Here is a 17028-nt window from a genome sequence, read left to right on the forward strand (position 1 = left end):
CCGTGACGCAGAGTTCGGGCGTGCCGCTGCGCGTCGTGTCGTACAACATCCACAGCCAGCGCGACGACACGGCCGCGCTGGCGGCGGTGGTCCGCGACGCCAGGCCGGACGTGGTGATCGTGCAGGAGGGCCCGCGCCGGTTCCGGTGGCGGCAGAAGTCGGCGGCGCTGGCGGAGTCCTTCGGCCTGGTGGTGGCCGCCGGCGGGCTGCCCGCGCTCGGCAACCTGCTGCTGACCAGCCTGCGGGTGCGGGTGGTGGCCGACCGCTGCCAGCGCTTCCCGCTCACCCCCGGCCGGCACCTGCGCGGCGCCGCGTACGCCGAGTGCGTGGTCGCCGGTGCGGCCCGGTTCACCCTGGCCGGGTCGCACCTGTCCACCGACCCGGCCGAGCGGCCCGCGCAGGCCGCGCTGTTCAAGCGCGAGCTGGACGCCGCGACCACCCCGGTGGTCGCCGCGGCCGACCTGAACGAAGGGCCGGACGGGCCGGCCTGGGCCACTGTGGCGCGCGGGCTGTCCGACGCCGCCGTGGCGATGGACCGGGCCGACCGGCTCACCTACTCCTGCGCGGACCCCCGGCGGCGCATCGACGCCCTCTTCGTCGATCCGAGGATCACCGTGGTCGACTACGACGTGGTGGACACCCCGCAGACCCGCCGCGCCAGCGACCACTTCCCGGTCCTGGTCGACCTGCTGCTGCCGGCCGCCGACTGACCGTCCGTCGCGGCCGGGGCTGGACAACCCGCTCCGTTGTGGAGAGGATGCTGCGCGACCCGGCACTCGTGCCGCACAAAAGGAGATCCCGGTGTCCACCTCCACCGACCACGGCCGGCCCGACCCGGAGGCGAGCACTCTCGCCCTGACCCGCGACGGCCGGCCGGTCTCCGACCGGGGCGACACCGTCTGCGTCGTCGGCGCGGGGGCCAGCGGTCTGACGGCGATCAAGAACCTGAAGGAACACGGCTTCGGCGTCGACTGCTACGAGCGGGAGACCGGCGTCGGCGGCGCCTGGAACTGGCGGCACGACCGCAGCCCGGTGTACGCGAGCACGCACCTGATCTCGTCGCGGCCGTTCACCCAGTTCCCCGACTTCCCGATGCCGGACGACTGGCCGGACTACCCGCACCACAGCCGGCTGCTGTCGTACTTCGAGCGGTACGCCGACCACTTCGACCTGCGCGGGCACATCTGGTTCGGCACCGAGGTCGTCCGGGTGGAGCCCGTGGCCGGTGACCGCTGGGACGTGACCACCCGCAGCACCGGCGGCTACGGCCCGGAACGCACCTCCCGCTACGCGGCCGTGGTGATCGCCAACGGCCACAACTGGTCGCCGAAGCTGCCCCGCTACGAGGGGCTGGAGGAGTTCCGAGGCGAGGTCATGCACGCCTCGTCCTACAAGGACCCGGCGCAACTGCGCGGCAAGCGGGTGCTGGTGGTGGGCGCCGGCAACACCGGCTGCGACATCGCCGTCGAGGCCGCCCAGCAGGCGTCGCGCTGCTGGCACTCGACCCGCCGGGGCTACTGGTACGCCCCGAAGTACGTCCTCGGCCGCCCCGCCGACCAGGTCAACGACGCGCTGCTGGCGCTGCGTGTGCCACTGCGGGTGCGGCAGTGGCTCTACCACTGGACGCTGCGGCTGACCGTCGGCGACCTGACCCGGTTCGGCCTGCCGAAGCCCGACCACCGGGTCTACGAGACGCACCCGATCGCCAACAGCCAGCTCGTCTACTACGTAGGCCACGGCGGGATCGCGCCGGTGCCGGACGTCGTCCGCTTCCACCCGTACGCCGTCGAGCTCTCCGACGGCCGGGAGATCGACCCGGACCTGGTCGTCTTCGCCACCGGGTACCTGCCGCGCTTCGAGTTCCTCGACCCGAAGGTGCTCGGCGACGACGCGGGGGAGGGCCGCCCGAAGCTCTGGCTGAACGCCTTCGTCCCCGGTCGTCCCACGCTGGCCGTGGCCGGGCTGGTGCAGCCGGACTCGGGCATCTTCCCCCTGTCGCACTGGCAGTCGGTGCTCTTCGCCCGGCTGCTGCGGCTGCGCGTGACCCGCCCCGACCGGGCGGCGGCCTTCGCCGCCCGGGTGTCGGCGAAGGCGGGGGAGCGCTACGCCGGGCCCGTCAAGGACAGCAGCCGGCACTGGTTCGAGGTGGGCCACGCCGACTACCTGCGCGCGGTCCAACGCGCGCTGCTTGACCTGGAGGCTTCCCGGTGAGCGCGAGGAGTGCAGCGCAGCGGAGCCCCGCAGTCGCGAACGAAAGGCCGGAACAGTGAGTCAGGTGCGGATCATGCGCGGGCGGGAGTGGGCCCGCCCGGTCCGCCCGGTCCGGCGTGAGGTGCTCGGCGCGACCCCCGAGGTGGAACAGGGACGTCCGCCGCTGCTCTTCGTACCGGGCTTCGGGCACGGCGCCTGGGCGTTCGCCGAGCACTGGCTCGGCCACGCCGCGTCCCGGGGCTTCCCGGCGTACGCGCTGAGCCTGCGCGGGCACGGCGACAGCGGGCCGGCGCCGGAGGCGACGCTGCGGGCGTACGCCCACGACGTGACCCAGGTGGCAGCGGGCCTGCCGCGCCAGGCGGTGCTGGTGGGGCACGGCGCCGGAGCGCTCGTGGTGGCCCACGCGCTGGCCCGCTACCCGGCCCGGGCCGCGGTGCTGGTCGCGCCGGTGTTCGGCGGCTGGGCGACGTTCGGGGCGGCGCTGCGCCGCAACCCGGTCGGCACGCTGCCGGCGGTGTTCGGCGGGCCGCTGCGGCTGCACCGCCGGCAGCTGTTCAGCCGGGAGCTGCCCGAGGCGGAGGCCCGGGGCTACACGGGCCGGCTGGGGCGGGCCGGCCGGCGCGCCCAGTGGCAGCTGCTGACCGGGCGGGCCGCCGAGCCGGCGGTGGGCGACCCGCCGGTGCTGGTGCTGGGCAGCCCCGACGACCGGATCGTGCCGTCGACGGCGCTGACCCGGGCGGCCCGGCGGTACGGTTCCGCCCCGCTGCTCTTCCCCGGCATGGGGCACGACATGATGCTCGACGCCCGGTGGCGGGAGCCGGTCGACGCGATCCTGGACTGGCTGGAGAAGGACCCCGCGCCGACCGGCCGGCCCTGACCGCCCCGGCCCGACCGGCCGAACGTGACCGACCAGCCGACCCTGACCGCCCCGAGCCGGGCCGGCGGCCTCAGCCGGCGGCGCCCAGTCGGGTCAGCAGCGAGCCGCTGTCGTCGAGGGCGGAGAGGTAGGAGCGGGCCCACGCACGGATGTCGTGCCGGTGCAGGTGTGCCCGCATGGCCCGCATCCGCGCGCCGAGGTCGTCCGGGCCCGCCCGCAGCGCCGCGAGCAGCCCCTGCTTGAGCCCCTCCAGGTCGTGCGGGTTGACCAGGTACGCCTGCGGCAGCTCGGCGGCGGCGCCGGCGAACTCGCTGAGCAGCAGCGCGCCCGTGTCGTCCACCCGGGCGGCGACGTACTCCTTGGCGACGAGGTTCATCCCGTCGCGCAGCGGGGTCACCGCCATCACGTCGGCGACGCGGTAGAGCGCGGCCAGTTCGGCGCGGTCGAACGGCTGGGTCAGGTAGTGGATCGCCGGCTCGCCGACCCGGCCGAACTCCCCGTTGATCCGCCCGACCTCGCGCTCCACCCGTTCGCGGAGGATCTGGTACTGCCCGACCCGTTCCCGGCTGGGCACCGCCACCTGCACGAGCACGGTGTCGCGCACCTTGACGTGCCCGTGGGCGATCAGCTCGCTGTACGCCTTGAGCCGCTGCTCGATGCCCTTGGTGTAGTCCATCCGGTCGACGCTGAGGATCACCTGCTCGGGACTGCCGAGGTCGCGGCGCAGCCGGCTGGCCCGGTCGGCGACGTCGGGCCGGGCGGCCAGCGCGGCCATCTCGGCGGTGTCGATGGAGACCGGGAAGGCGCCGATCCGGACCACCCGGTCGTCGACGGTGATCCGCCGGTCGGTGGCGGGGACGTCCAGCACCTTCGCCACCAGTTGGGCGAAGTTGTGCGCGGCTTGGGAGCGCTGGAAGCCGATCAGGTCGGCGCCGAGCATCCCGCGCAGCAACTCGGCCCGGCGCGGGAGCTGCATGAACAGCTCGGGCGGTGGGAACGGCACATGCAGGAAGAAGCCGATCCGCAGGTCCGGCCGCAGCTCCCGGAGCAGGCCGGGCACCAGTTGCAGGTGGTAGTCCTGCACCCAGACCACCGCGCCGGGCTCGGCCACGTCGGCCGTGGCCTTGGCGAACCGCTGGTTGACCCGTTGGTACGCCTCCCACCAGCTGCGGTGGTACTCCGGTTGTTCCACGGAGTCGTGGTAAAGCGGCCAGAGGGTGGCGTTGGCGAAGCCCTCGTAGTGGTCGCGCAGGTCGTCGGCGGTCAGCGCAACGGTGTGCATGCGGACGCCGTCCACGTCGGGCAGCGCCGGCGCCGGGCCGGTGCCGCCGGCCCACCCCACCCACGTCGCCGGAGTGTGTCGCAGGAGGGGATGGAGGGCGCTGACCAGGCCGCCGGGACTGCGGCGCCATTCGCAGGCACCGTCGGGCGCCACACTGTCGTCGATGGGCAGGCGGTTGGCCACCACCACGAGGGAACTCTGTCGCATCTCGGGCATTCCGATCAGCAGGGAGTGACCGCCGCAGCGGAGGAACAACCGGGCAGTCAGCGAGGGATGTGACGGACAGCGGTATTCCTACTGACAGTAAGTTACACCAGTGTTGCGCACCGGGCTCGGGGCGTCCGTCGTCCCGGGATGCGGGCAGGAGAGTCGGCGGACGGGTCGCCGGTCAGACCACCGCGCCGTCGTCCGGGTCGCGCTCGTCGTCGTCGCCACCGGGGCGCAGCCGCCAGATCAGCGAGACGAAGCCGGCCAGGATGCCGGTGAACCCGAACAGGTTGACCACCGACGGGTCGGCCACCGGGAAGAGCGACGGGAACAGGAAGAGCACGAAGCCGACCACGATGGCCAGCACCCCGACCACCGTGTACTTCGAGAAGCGCGGCAGGGGCGGGGGCGGCGGCGGGGTGTAGCGCTCGTCCTCCGCCTCGTCGTCGGGCAGGTCCGCGCCGAAGGTGTCCAGCCCGTCGAGCAGCGACGGCTCGTCCTGCCGGCCCCGCGACAGGGAGACGCCCGAGATGTCGGCCGCGTACGGCAACCGTCGCACGTCGGTGGCGGTCGGCCCGGCGGGCTCGTCGGGCGTGCCGAGCGTCACCGGGCCGCCGGCGGGCCCGGGCGGGTCGTCCACGTCCTCGGCGGCGGGCCACGGGTTGTCGCCACCGCGGGGGGCGGTGGTGTGGAAGCCGGCGACGATACGGGCCCACTCGGCCTCGATGTCCGGCTCGTCCTCGCGGGGCTTCTCGGGGGCCGTCTCGTCCGCGAGCTGGGTCAGGTAGTCCCGCGCGGTCGTCAGGTGCGACCGGTCGACGTAGAGCCGGTCGACGGGGCGGGGCGGGACGGTGGTGGTGCGGGTGACCGGGTTCAGGTCGGCCGAGGGCTGGAGGTAGGCGGCGATCCCACCGGCGGCCAGGACGTCGAGCAGGTGCTCACCGACGCGCGGATCCACGTCGCCGGCGATGGCGTACTCGCTCGCGTCGAGCCCGTTGTCCCGCCGTCCCCGGCGGGCCCCACCCGCTGACACCGGACATCCTCCTCATCACGCGCCCGCGGCGCGGCCGCCTGAGCCCCCTCGGCGCCGACCCGCACGCCGTGCCTTGAATCGTGACACGTCCGGACCCCGTTCCGGGAGTGCCTTGTGGCGCGGCGTACGAAGTCAGAGGCCCTGCCGCAGGTCGCGACCGGGGATTTATGTCCGTTCTTGCTGAATGTTTTTCAACGGAGCCCGCCTGCGGCGCCGTGCCGCCCGAGGGGCCGCCGGTGCCGGCGAGCGCGCCGACCGCCGGTCAGCCCGGGCCGGGCGGTGATCCCGGCCGCACCAGGCCGCTCTCGTACGCCGCCACGACGAGCTGCGAGCGGTCCCGGGCGTGCAGCTTGGCCAGCAGCCGGCTCACGTACGTCCGGGCGGTCGCCGGGCTGATGTGCAGGACCGCGCCGATCTCGTCGTTCGACCGGCCGGCCGCGACCTCGGCCAGCACCTCCCGCTCCCGGGCGGTCAACGAGCCCAGCCGGGCCGGGTCCGGCTCCCGCCCGCCGGCGCGCACCGCCGCCATGACCCGCCGCGTCACCGCGGGGGAGAGCAGCGCCTCCCCGGCCCGGACGATCCGCACCGCTCCCCGCAGCTCGTCGGGGCCGGTGTCCTTGAGCAGGAAGCCGGACGCGCCGGCCCGGATCGCCTCGAAGACGTACTCGTCGGTGTCGAACGTGGTGAGCACGACGACCCGTACGCCGGTCAGCCGCTCGTCGGCGACGATCCGCCGGGTGGCCTCGATGCCGTCCGTGCCCGGCATCCGGACGTCCATCAGCAGGACGTCCGGCCGCTCGGTGACCGCCAGCCGGTACGCCGCGTCGCCGTCGCCCGCCTCGCCGACGACCTCGATGTCCGGCGCCCGGTTCAGCAGCGCGCGCAGCCCCGCGCGGACCAGGTGCTGGTCGTCGACGAGTCCCACCCGGATCACGTGGTCCCTCCCAGGGGTAGTTCGGCGCGTACCTCGAAGCCGCCGCCGGGTCGGTTGCCGGCGGTGACGGTGCCCCCGAGCAGGGCGGTGCGCTCCCGCATGCCGCCGAGCCCGTACCCGCGCGGGGTGTCCTGGCGCTGCCCACGGCCGTCGTCGCGGACGGCGACGGCGAGGGTGCCGTGGCCACGGACGACGTCGATCTCGACGGTGCTCGCGCCGGCGTGGCGCAGGGTGTTGGTCAGCGCCTCCTGGATCAGCCGGTGGGCGGTCGAGTCGACCGCGGCGGGCAGCCCGGTCAGCTCGCCCTGCCGGTGGACGGCGATCCGCAGCCCGGTGGCCCGCGCGCCGGCGGCCAGGGCGTCCAGCCCGGCCAGCCCCGCCACCGGTTGCCGGGGCTCGGCCACGGCCGGGTCGCGCAGGAGACCGAGGGTGGTGCGCAGCTCCCGGGCGACCTGGGTGGTGGCCGAGCGGACGTGCCCCAGGGCGGCACGGGCGGTTGCCGGGTCGTCGTCGAGGGCCTCGTCGGCCACGCCGGCGTGCAGCGAGATGACGGAGATGTGGTGGGCGATGACGTCGTGCAGGTCCCGGGCGATCCGGAGCCGTTCCTCCTCGACGCGGCGCGCCGCCTCCCGGGCGTGGTCGCGTTCCAGTTGCCGCAACCGCCACCGTTGCTCCCGGCGCCGCAGCCGCCGGGACCGGACCCCGTCGCCGAGGGCGACCGCGGCGGCCATGATGGCGACGCTGGAGGCCAGCTCGAAGCCGATGAGGTACGCGACGCTCGCGCCGTCCGCCGTGCGGAAAGCGGTGGAGACGACGAGCAGGCCGAGCCCCACGAGCACCGCCCAGCGCAGTTGCCCGGCCTCGGCCGCCGAGTAGAGCGCCGCGGCGAGGGGGAGGGCCAGCCCGACCGGCGGGTAGCCGGCCACGTAGTAGGCGACCAGGCCGGCGGCGCTCACCACCAGCACGGTGGTCGGCGCGCGGCGGCGCAGGAGCACGAGCGCGCCGAGCCCGACGGCGAACAGGTAGGCGGGGACGTCGCGGCCCCGGTCGCCGCCCAGGTTCGCGGTGATCGCCGCCGCCACGACGGCCGAGACGGCGACGCCGATGAGCAGGTCCAGCACGGCGGCCCGGGGCAGCCGGACCAGCCTGCCCGCTCCCCGCCGCACCCCGGCCACCCGCACACCACGAGCGTAGGTGCCGCAGGCCTTCGCGCGGGGCCGACGGGTGTCCCGACCGACCGTCGCCCCGCGCCGTATCCGCGACGGGCGGCGGTACGTCGACAGGCGACACCGCCCGCCCGCCGGCTGCCCGCCGCCCGGCTGCGGCTGTCCGGAATGGACGCTCCGCGCCACGCGGGCCGGATCACGTTGTGGCGGCACGCATCGGGTTCGTAGGCTCATGCCCACGACGACCCGTGGCGACGCGGCGGCCTCGCGACCACCTCTGGAAAGGACGCCGGTGCTGTACTGGCTGATGAAGTACGTGCTCCTCGGCCCGCTGCTGAGGCTGGTCTTCCGCCCGCAGGTCGAGGGGCTGCACCACGTGCCCGACACCGGGCCGGTGATCCTCGCCAGCAACCACCTGTCGTTCTCCGACTCGATCTTCACGCCGCTGGTCGTGAAGCGGCGGGTGACGTTCATCGCCAAGGCCGAGTACTTCACCGGCAAGGGCGTCAAGGGCTGGCTGACGAAGATGTTCTTCGTCGGCTCCGGCACCATCCCGGTCGACCGCTCGGGCGGCCGGGCGGCCAGGGCGGCCCTGGACACCCAGCTGCGGGTACTGCGCGCCGGTGGCATCGCCGGCATCTATCCCGAGGGCACCCGCTCGCCGGACGGCCGGCTCTACCGGGGCAAGACCGGCGTGGCCCGGCTGGCCCTGGAGAGCGGCGCCCTGGTCATCCCGACGGCGATGCTCAACGCCGACGAGATCCAGCCGCCCGGCAAGCTGATCCCCAAGATCGCCCGGGTGCGGATCCGGTTCGGCCCGCCGCTGGACTTCTCGCGCTACGCCAGGATGGCCGGTGACCGGTACGTCGAGCGCGCGGTGACCGACGAGATCATGTACGAGCTGATGGAGCTCTCCGGCCGCGAGTACGTCGACATGTACGCCCAGAAGGCCAAGAGCCCGCCCGCCGGCCCGGTCCCCCGCGAGCCGGTCCCCGCCTGACGGGCCGCCCGCCCGCTTCGCCCGGTCAGCAGGCCAGGGCGGTGTCGGCGGCGGTCGTCGGGGGGCGGGCCAGGTCCAGCAGGACGGGGGCGTGGTTGCGCAGCGCGAAGGCGCGCAGCTCGGCCAGCTCCGGGCGGCCCGCCGTCGACTCGCCGGCCCGCTCCAGCTCCACCGTCGCGAAGGTCAACGCCAGCATCCGGTCCGTCACGTCCGGGATGCCGGCGTAGATCTCGGCGCCGGCCAGGTGCAGCTCGGCGGCCCGCCGGTGGTCGCCGTCAGCGGCGGCCAGCGCACCGGCCACCGTCCGGCGCGCCGCCTCGGACCAGGGTGTGCGGTGACCCACCCGGTCCAGCATCGCGCGTACCCGTGCCGCCGCTTCCCGCCCGGCGAGGCTGGCCGCGTACCCGGCCGCCGGGATCCACTCGCCGCTGGCGATGGCGGGCACCACCGACCAGGAGTCGGCCAGCTCGTCGATCAGCGCCGTCGCCTCCTGCCGGCGTCCCTGCAGGGCCCGGCAGAGCGCGCCCATCCCCAGCATCGTCCAGTGCGGCCGGTGGAAACCGCTGCGCCGGGCGGCGTCGATCGCAGCCGCCACGTCGTCGCTGAACGTGGCGGCGGCGTCGTCGTCCGAGTGGGAGCGCGCCTGCGGCACCCGCTCGCCGCGCAGTACCAGCAGGCAGGAACGCAGGCCGCGGACCTGCATGTCCCAGCTGCCGGTCGGGGTGTCCACGAAGGCCTCGGCGGCGGCCAGCAGCCGGTCGAAGTCGCCCTCGAACCAGGCGCGCATCGCCTCGGCCGAGTAGCTCGTGGTCAGCGTCTGCCCGCTGGCCTTGCGGGTCGGCGACGAGGAGAGCAGGGCGTCCGAGCGCAGCCAGTCGCCCTCCTCGCAGACGGCGTAGGCGAGGTTCTGCATGGCCCGGGGCAGGGCGATCAGCTGGTTGGCGCGGCTGAGCTCGACGATCGCGTGCAGGTCGTCCAGGCCGGACCGGTCACCCGCCTGGTAGCGGGCGATTGCCGAGGTGATCCGGGCGTTGGTGCGGGTCTCGGTCAGCCTCAGCCGCTCACCGATCTCCGCCGCCCGGTCGGCTGCGGCGACCGCCGGATCACGCTCATAGTTGAGCATGTGCAGCCGGCCCAGTTCGGCGTAGGCGTCCGCCTTCTGCGGGCTGTCCGGCAGCGGGTCGAAGAGCTCGACGGCCCGGTCCAGGCAGGCGAGCGCGGCGGCCCGGTCGGCGCGCAGCCACGCGGCCTGACCGAGCAGCGTCCAGGCGCGCGCCGCGCAGGCGTCGTCGTCGTGCGCCAGCAGCCGGTCGGCGAGCGCCTGCACCTGCTCGGGCCCGCCGCCGGAGAGGAAGACGTTGCCGTCGCGGTAGAAGGAGATCTCGGTGCTGAGCAGCTCGAGCTGGAGCCGGTCGAGCGGGTCGGAGTCGTCGGCCAGCCCGAGCGCCCGGCCCGCGTGGCTCGCCGCGACGTCGAGACTGTGCAGCGCGTACGCCCGGCGGGCCGCCCGGTGCAGCGCGGCCCGGGCGGGGCCGGCGAACCGGGCCATCTCCATGCCCAGCGACCGGGCGATCTCGTGGGCCGCCCACCGGTGGTGGGCCAGCACCTCCGCCAGGTCGGTGTCCCGGCTCTGCGAGAGCATGTCCAGCCACTGCGCCGTCCGCTCGTGCCGCGCCACCCGCTCGGTGCGGGGCAGCCGCTGGTAGCAGACGTCGCGCACCAGCACGTGCCGGAACCGGTACTCGGGCTGCCCGGCCATCGTGGAGGCGGCCTGCTCGTGCACGAAGTCCCGCTGCTCCAGCCGGCGCAGCGCGCGCTCCACCGACTCGACGGGCTGCCCGAGCGCGGCGGCCACGGCCCCCGGCCAGAACTGCACGCCGACCACGGCGGCGGCCAGCAGCACCGTGCGCTCCTTGGCGTCGAGCAGGTCGATGCGGTTGGCGATGACGGCGTGCACGCTCTCCGGCATCGGCAGGTCGAGGTGCTTCTCCATCGACCAGCCCCGCACGGACTGGCGCAGCGCGCCCTGCTCGATCAGCATCCGGACGTACTCGTGGGCGTAGAGCGGGTTGCCGCCGGCCACCTCGATCAGCGGGCTGAGCATGTCGGCGGAGAAGGCCGCCCGGCCGAACATGTGGGCGTAGAGCGCGGCGATGCCCGTGTCCCGCAGCGGGGGCAGGGTGATGGTCACCGAGCCGGTGATCGTCCCCGCCCAGCTCGGGTCCCGGTCGACGAGTTCCGGCCGGGCGGTGCAGAGCAGCAGCAGCGGGACGTCCCGGGCGGCGGTGCCGAGCAGCTCCACGAAGCGCAGCATCGCGTCGTCGGCCCAGTGCAGGTCCTCGAAGACCAGCACGGTCGGCCGTCGGGCGGCCAGGGCGAGCAGGAAACGCCGCCACGCCGACCCGGTCTCCTCGGCCGGCAGCGCGGTCCCCGGCAGCCCGACGAGGGGCCGCAGGGCGTCGACGAGGCGCTGCCGCTCGCCCGGGCCGACCAGCTCGCCGACGGCCGAGGCGAGCCGCTGGGCGGCGCTCGACGCCGGGTCGGTGTCCAGGATGCCGGCCTCGGACTTGACGATGTCGGCCAGCGCCGCGAACGTCACGTTCTCGCCGAACGGCGGGCACCGCCCGATCCGCCAGGTCAGCGGCTCGTCGACCAGCTGGTCCACATGCCGGTACAGCTCCCGGACCAGCCGGCTCTTGCCCAGCCCGGCCCGGCCGAAGACGGTCACCACCTGCGGGCGGCGGTCGCGCAGCGACCGGTGCAGGGCGTTGACCAGCATCCCCAGCTCGTGTTCGCGGTCGATCAGCGGCGTGACGTCCGGCTGCCGGTCCGTCGGCTGCCGGCGGACCGGGGACAGGGCCAGCCACACCTCGGTCGTCGTGGAGCGCCCGCGCAGGGTGACCGGCGGCTGCTCCGAGTAGCGGATCGCGTCCCGGGTGAGGGCGTGCGTCACGCCGCAGACCAGCACCCCGCCCGGCGGCGCGACCGACTGCATCCGGGAGGCCGTGTTGACCACGTCGCCGGCCACGATCGCCTGGCCGCCGTCGCGGGCGGCGGCGACGTCGACCAGCGCCTCGCCGGTGGCCACCCCGACCCGGAAGCGCAGCGCGTCGGCGCCGGTGGGGGCGAAGCGGGTCAGCACCCGTTGCAGCTCCAGCCCGGCCCGCACGCAGCGCAGCGCGTCGGTCTCGGTCGCCACGGGCGCGCCGAACAGGGCCATCACCGCGTCGCCGATGTACTTCTCGACCACCCCGCCGTACTGCCCCACGACGCGACGGGCGGCCGAGAAGAACCCGGTCTGCATGCCGCGGACCAGCTCCGGGTCGGCCCGCTCGACGTACGGGGTGAAGTCGATCAGGTCGACGAAGAGCACGCTGACCCGGCGGCGGTCCTCCTGCGGGGCCGGCTGTCGCTCGCTGCCCGGCCGGGCGGCGCCGCAGGAGGTGCAGAACGCCACGTCCTGGGCGAGCGGGCGCAGGCAGTGCGGACAGACCGCGCCCAGCTCGTTGCCGCAGCCGCCGCAGAAGCGGTCGCCCGCGGCAGCCGTGCGTCCACAGCGGTCACACTGCGTGGCGATGACGCCCTCCACTCGCGATCCCGCCGGCGCCGTGATCGGCACCGTTCCGGTGTCAGTATCGCCGTCCGCCCAGCTGTCGGGTACCGGGCTGTTGGCTTGTGGACAGTCCACCGGGCGGCCCTACGGTTACAGTCAGGCGGCTGAATGTCGACCATTGACCACAGGGGGATTCCCGATGGTGTACGTGATGTTGCAGAGCGACTGGACCGACGGCAGCGGGGTCAGCCACCTCGCGGGCGACTCCGTCGACGTGGACGCCGCCACGCTGGCCGCGCTCCAGGCGCAGGGGATCGTCAGCGAGCAGTCCGGTGGCGGCAAGGACGGCACGGAGTGGGTCGGGCCGGGCAGCACCAACTGGGTCGGGCCGGGCAGCAACACTCCCTGACACCCCGCACGAAAGGGCCGGAGCGGCTGCTCCGGCCCTTTTTCGCGTACGCCTCAGCGCTCGCTCATGCCGGCACGGCGGCGCAGCGCCGCGACGTCGGTGACCACGATCCGCCGGCCCTCGGTGCGCAGCCAACCCCGGTTGGCGAACGACCCGATCGCCTGGTTGACGCTCTGCCGCGAGCCACCGGCCATCTCCGCGAGCTGGCTCTGGTTGAGCTCGATGGTGATCATCGGGGCCTGACTCTCGCCGGCCAGCCGGACCAGGGTCTTGGCCACCCGGCCGGGCAGGTCCAGGAAGACGTGGTCGGCGTTCTGCTCGGTCAGCCGGCGGATCAGCCCGCCGAGCGAGCGCATCACCGCGTCGAGGATGCGCGGGTTGGAGTGCACCAGCTCCATGAACGCGCCCCGGGACAGCGCGAGCGCGGCGCAGTCCTCGATCGCCTCGGCCGAGGCGGAGCGGGTGGAGGCGTCGAGCAGGGAGACCTCGCCCAGCACGTCCGGCGGACGGATGACCGACAGCACGGCGCGTTCGCCGGTCGGCGCGGTGCGGAAGACCGCGACCGCGCCCCGACGCAGGACGATGAGGGACTCGCCGGGGTCGTTCTCGACGAAGAGCAGTTGGCCCTTGCGGTATGTGCGGGGGACCGCCGCGGCGATCACCCGCTGCCGGACCTCCGGCTCCAGCCCGGCGAACATCTCCACACCCGTGAGCGCGTCACCAGGCTCCGGCAGGCGCATCTCCACGGTCCAACCCCTCCCCGGTCAAGGACCACAACTCGCTCACCGGGTGAACCTGAAGGCCCTCGACGAGGTGAACTGACACCGGTTCGGCGTCCGGTAGCGGTACACATCAGATCATGACGGTCCGGTCGCTTGCTGTACACCCCTCGAAGCACTTCCGTGACACTCCCGAGCTGCGACGACCGGCGTGGTGGGGGGCGTTCCGACCGCCCCGGTCGTCGGGACGCCGAGGGCGTGGGCGAGGATGACGGGCGATGGTCTACCGCTATTTCTACGACTGCGAGTTCATCGAGGACGGCCGGCTCGTCGACCTCGTGTCGATCGGCGTCGTCGACGAGTACGGCCGCGAGTTCTACGCCGTCTCGACCGAGTTCGACGACTCGCGGGCCGTGCCCTGGGTGCGCCGCAACGTGCTCGACAAGCTGCCCTCCCCGGCGAACCGCGCCTGGCGTTCCCGCGAACGCATCCGCGACGAGCTGTACGACTTCCTCGTCGAGCCGGTCCGCGACCGCCCGGGCGAGCAACTGGAGCTGTGGGCCTGGTACGCCGCGTACGACCACGTCGCCCTGGCCCAGCTGTGGGGCGCCATGCCGGCGCTGCCCCGGGAGATCCCCCGGTTCACCAAGGACCTGCGCCAGCTCTGGGACGACCGGGGCCGGCCGCCGCTGCCGGACGCCGACGCGGCACGGCACGACGCGCTGGTCGATGCCCGGCACAACCTGGCCCGGTGGCGGGCGATGACCGGTTCGTAGGTTTGGTCGGTTCTGTCCCGGGCACCGGTGCGACGTCGAGCCGATGTGAGGGAGAGTCCCAATGACCAACGAACCGACCAACGCCGCCGAGGCCCGGCGCCGGGTGACCGAGCTGGTCCGCGAGGCCCGCATCTGCATGCTGACCACGATCGCCGTGGACGGCCGGATGGTGAGCCGCCCGATGGGGTTGCAGGAGGCGGAGTTCGACGGCGATCTGTGGTTCTTCGCGTACGCCGACTCCGCCAAGGTCCGGCAGATCCGCGTGAACCCCGAGGTCAACGTCTCCTTCTCCGACTCCCGGCGCAACTCCTGGGTGTCGGTCGCGGGCACGGCCCGGGAGGAGTACGACCGGGCGAAGGCCGAGGAGCTGTGGAACCCGGTGCTCAAGGCCTGGTTCCCGGACGGGCTGGCGACCCCCGGACTCACCCTGCTCAAGGTGCACGCCGGATCCGCGGAGTACTGGGACTCTCCGTCGAGCACGGTGGTGAACCTGTTCGGTTACGCGAAGGCGGCGGTGACCGGCAAGCCGCCGGAGGTGGGGGAGAACCACGAGGTCAGCTACTGACCGGTAGGCCGCCCGCCGGTGGGATCGGCCCGGGGCGCGGTGTCGGCGTACGCCTGCGGCGACTACAGTGCGCACTGACGGCCCGCCCCGGGCCGGCAACGGCGCCGATGGTCTTGATTCGACACATATCCTGGGGCAAATCGGGCTTCACCTGATGCTCCCAGGAGGATGAGCGATCATGCGTATCGGCGTGCTCACCGGCGGCGGCGACTGCCCAGGTCTCAACGCGGTCATCCGGGCGGTGGTCCGCAAGGGCGTCGCCAGCTACGGCCACGAGTTCGTGGGTTTCCGGGACGGCTGGAAGGGCCCGTTGGAGGGCCTGTCCCGCCCCCTGGGCATCGCGGAGGTCCGCGGCATCCTGCCGCGCGGCGGCACCATCCTCGGCTCGTCCCGGACGAACCCCTTCAAGATCGAGAACGGCGTCGAGCGGATCAAGGAGAACCTCGCCGCGCAGGGCGTGGACGCGCTCATCGCGATCGGCGGCGAGGACACCCTCGGCGTGGCCACCAAGCTGCACGAGCTCGGGGTCCACGTGATCGGCGTGCCGAAGACGATCGACAACGACCTCGGCGCCACCGACTACACCTTCGGCTTCGACACCGCCGTCAACATCGCGATGGAGGCGATCGACCGGCTGCACACCACCGCCGAGAGCCACCACCGCACCCTGGTGGTCGAGGTGATGGGCCGGCACGCCGGCTGGATCGCCCTGCACGCCGGCCTGGCCGGTGGCGCCAACGTGATCCTGCTGCCGGAGCGGCAGTTCGACGTCGAGCAGGTCGCCGGCTACGTCGAGAAGCGTTTCCAGCACCAGTACGCCCCGATCGTCGTGGTCGCCGAGGGCGCCCAGCCGCTGGACGGCCAGATGGTCCTGCACAACCAGGAGCTCGACGCGTTCGGCCACGTCCGCCTCGGCGGCATCGGCCAGTGGCTCGCCGAGCAGCTGGAGGCCAAGACCGGCAAGGAGGCCCGCACCGTCGTGCTCGGGCACATCCAGCGCGGCGGCACCCCGAGCGCCTTCGATCGGGTGCTCGCCACCCGGCTCGGCCTCCAGGCGATCGACGCGGTCCACGAGGGCGACTGGGGCAAGATGGTCGCCATGCAGAGCACGGACATCGTCCGCGTTCCGCTGGCCGAGGCCACCCGCGAGCTGAAGACCGTGCCGCTGGAGCGGTACGCCGAGGCCGAGGTCTTCTTCGGCAGCTGATCCATCCCCGGCGTCGCGGCGGGCCGTCCGGCCCGTCGCGACGCCGGCTCACGGCGAGGGGGTACGACGGCGATGGCGGGTTCGGTGCACACGGTCGCGGTGATCGGGGCCGGCAAGATCGGCGAGCTGATGCTCTCCGGGCTGCTGCGCTCGGGCTGGCCGGTGGACCGGCTGCTCGCCACCGCCCGCCGCCCCGCCCGCGCCGAGGAGCTGACCGCCCGCTACGGGGTACGGGTGGTCGACAACCTCACCGCCGTGGCCGAGGCGGAGGTGCTCGCCGTCTCGGTCAAGCCGCAGGACGCGGCGACGCTGCTGGAGGAGATCGGGCCGAAGGTGCCCGCCGACAAGCTGGTCATCTCCCTCTGCGCCGGCCTGCCGACCAGCTTCTTCAACCGCCGCCTGCCCGAGGGCACGCCCGTGGTGCGGGTGATGACCAACACCCCGGCCCTGGTCGACCAGGCGATGACGGCGATCTCCGCCGGCGCCCACGCCACCGGCACGCACCTGGCGCTGGCCGAGGAGATGTTCAAGCCGCTGGGGTCGACCGTCCGGGTGCCCGAGTCCCAGCAGGACGCGGTGACCGCGCTCTCCGGCTCCGGGCCGGCGTACTTCTACCTGCTGGTCGAGGCGATGATCGACGCCGGCATCCTGCTCGGCCTGCCCCGGCAGGTCGCGCACGAGCTGATCGTGCAGACCGCCATCGGCTCGGCCGTGATGCTGCGCGACTCCGGCGAGCACCCGGTGAAGCTGCGTGAGGCGGTCACCTCGCCGGCCGGCACCACCATCTCCGCCGTGCGCGAGCTGGAGAAGCACGGCGTACGCGCGGCGCTGCTCGCCGCCCTGGAAGCGGCCCGCGACCGAGCCCGCGAACTGGCCGCCCAGGCCGACTGACTTCTTCGGCGTCGGCCGCCTCCGGGGGCTCTCCGAGCCCGTGGCGCAGCCGGCCCGTGGTGCCGATTCTGGGCGGAGCGGACCGGCCCGGTTAGGGCGCGTATCGGGTCGTCATCAATGGGCATCGCAGCTTCCGGGGCGGGTGCCCGTCTAGGCGTGGGCCCGGCGATCTGCGGCTGCGCCCGTGTGGGCGCGAGT

15 protein-coding genes are annotated in these 17028 nt (G+C 73.9%); 9 read left to right on the forward strand and 6 right to left on the reverse strand.

Going from position 1 to position 17028, the window contains the following annotated elements; all coding sequences use genetic code 11:
* Window positions 1–2 precede the first annotated feature (2 nt).
* The 3 genes from ABZ573_RS07605 to ABZ573_RS07615 all read left to right on the forward strand — a co-directional run bounded on the left by ABZ573_RS07605 (window position 3) and on the right by ABZ573_RS07615 (window position 3088).
* Window positions 3–710 carry an endonuclease/exonuclease/phosphatase family protein gene (locus ABZ573_RS07605; RefSeq protein ID WP_358116550.1) on the forward strand — a complete coding sequence of 236 codons (708 nt, stop codon included), beginning with the start codon at window positions 3–5 and terminating at the stop codon, window positions 708–710.
* A gap of 91 nt (window positions 711–801) precedes the next feature.
* Window positions 802–2211 carry an NAD(P)-binding domain-containing protein gene (locus ABZ573_RS07610; RefSeq protein ID WP_327029164.1) on the forward strand — a complete coding sequence of 470 codons (1410 nt, stop codon included), beginning with the start codon at window positions 802–804 and terminating at the stop codon, window positions 2209–2211.
* A 73-nt stretch (window positions 2212–2284) separates the two neighbouring features.
* A complete protein-coding gene (locus tag ABZ573_RS07615) occupies window positions 2285–3088 on the forward strand; it encodes an alpha/beta fold hydrolase (protein ID WP_358116773.1) in 804 nt (267 codons plus the stop codon).
* A gap of 70 nt (window positions 3089–3158) precedes the next feature.
* Here the strand turns inward: ABZ573_RS07615 and ABZ573_RS07620 are convergent, their stop codons facing one another.
* The 4 genes from ABZ573_RS07620 to ABZ573_RS07635 all read right to left on the reverse strand — a co-directional run bounded on the left by ABZ573_RS07620 (window position 3159) and on the right by ABZ573_RS07635 (window position 7725).
* Entirely contained in the window at window positions 3159–4577 is a 1419-nt protein-coding gene (locus tag ABZ573_RS07620; RefSeq protein ID WP_358116553.1) for a trehalose-6-phosphate synthase, read from the reverse strand.
* A gap of 181 nt (window positions 4578–4758) precedes the next feature.
* Window positions 4759–5610, reverse strand: a complete 852-nt coding sequence (locus ABZ573_RS07625; protein ID WP_151454538.1) for a DUF308 domain-containing protein — start codon at window positions 5608–5610, stop codon at window positions 4759–4761.
* Window positions 5611–5872: 262 nt separating this feature from the next.
* A complete protein-coding gene (locus tag ABZ573_RS07630) occupies window positions 5873–6544 on the reverse strand; it encodes a response regulator transcription factor (RefSeq protein WP_151454539.1) in 672 nt (223 codons plus the stop codon).
* Window positions 6541–7725, reverse strand: coding sequence for a histidine kinase (locus ABZ573_RS07635; RefSeq protein ID WP_225852180.1), 1185 nt, complete (start codon window positions 7723–7725; stop codon window positions 6541–6543). The genes ABZ573_RS07630 and ABZ573_RS07635 overlap by 4 nt, the downstream gene beginning before the upstream one ends.
* Before the next feature lie 277 nt (window positions 7726–8002).
* Between ABZ573_RS07635 and ABZ573_RS07640 the strand changes: the two genes are divergently transcribed.
* Window positions 8003–8710, forward strand: a complete 708-nt coding sequence (locus tag ABZ573_RS07640; protein WP_327029162.1) for a lysophospholipid acyltransferase family protein — start codon at window positions 8003–8005, stop codon at window positions 8708–8710.
* 25 nt (window positions 8711–8735) lie between these two features.
* Here ABZ573_RS07640 and ABZ573_RS07645 read toward each other — a convergent pair whose 3' ends face one another.
* Window positions 8736–12299 (reverse strand): adenylate/guanylate cyclase domain-containing protein, encoded by a 3564-nt coding sequence (locus ABZ573_RS07645; RefSeq protein WP_358116558.1) that lies wholly within the window; start codon window positions 12297–12299, stop codon window positions 8736–8738.
* A 163-nt stretch (window positions 12300–12462) separates the two neighbouring features.
* On the opposite strand from ABZ573_RS07645, the gene ABZ573_RS07650 reads away from it, so the two are divergent.
* Window positions 12463–12672, forward strand: coding sequence for a hypothetical protein (locus tag ABZ573_RS07650; RefSeq protein ID WP_091629607.1), 210 nt, complete (start codon window positions 12463–12465; stop codon window positions 12670–12672).
* Between the two features lie 53 nt (window positions 12673–12725).
* Here the strand turns inward: ABZ573_RS07650 and ABZ573_RS07655 are convergent, their stop codons facing one another.
* Window positions 12726–13418: a Crp/Fnr family transcriptional regulator gene (locus tag ABZ573_RS07655; protein WP_121400498.1), complete on the reverse strand. Its 693-nt coding sequence runs from the start codon at window positions 13416–13418 to the stop codon at window positions 12726–12728.
* Window positions 13419–13669: 251 nt separating this feature from the next.
* Here ABZ573_RS07655 and ABZ573_RS07660 point away from each other — a divergent pair, with 251 nt between their 5' ends.
* The 4 genes from ABZ573_RS07660 to proC all read left to right on the forward strand — a co-directional run bounded on the left by ABZ573_RS07660 (window position 13670) and on the right by proC (window position 16830).
* Entirely contained in the window at window positions 13670–14167 is a 498-nt protein-coding gene (locus tag ABZ573_RS07660) for a polyadenylate-specific 3'-exoribonuclease AS (RefSeq protein WP_089003323.1), read from the forward strand.
* A gap of 61 nt (window positions 14168–14228) precedes the next feature.
* On the forward strand, window positions 14229–14732 hold the full coding sequence (locus tag ABZ573_RS07665) for a pyridoxamine 5'-phosphate oxidase family protein (protein WP_358116561.1): 504 nt from the start codon (window positions 14229–14231) through the stop codon (window positions 14730–14732).
* Window positions 14733–14910: 178 nt separating this feature from the next.
* Complete coding sequence (locus ABZ573_RS07670; protein ID WP_132236203.1) at window positions 14911–15939, forward strand: 6-phosphofructokinase; 1029 nt, start codon at window positions 14911–14913, stop codon at window positions 15937–15939.
* 72 nt (window positions 15940–16011) lie between these two features.
* Entirely contained in the window at window positions 16012–16830 is an 819-nt protein-coding gene (gene proC / locus ABZ573_RS07675; RefSeq protein ID WP_358087561.1) for a pyrroline-5-carboxylate reductase, read from the forward strand.
* Window positions 16831–17028: the final 198 nt, after the last annotated feature.

Source organism: Micromonospora sp. NPDC007220, from assembly GCF_040634035.1.
In the GTDB taxonomy this organism is placed as follows: domain Bacteria; phylum Actinomycetota; class Actinomycetes; order Mycobacteriales; family Micromonosporaceae; genus Micromonospora; species Micromonospora reichwaldensis.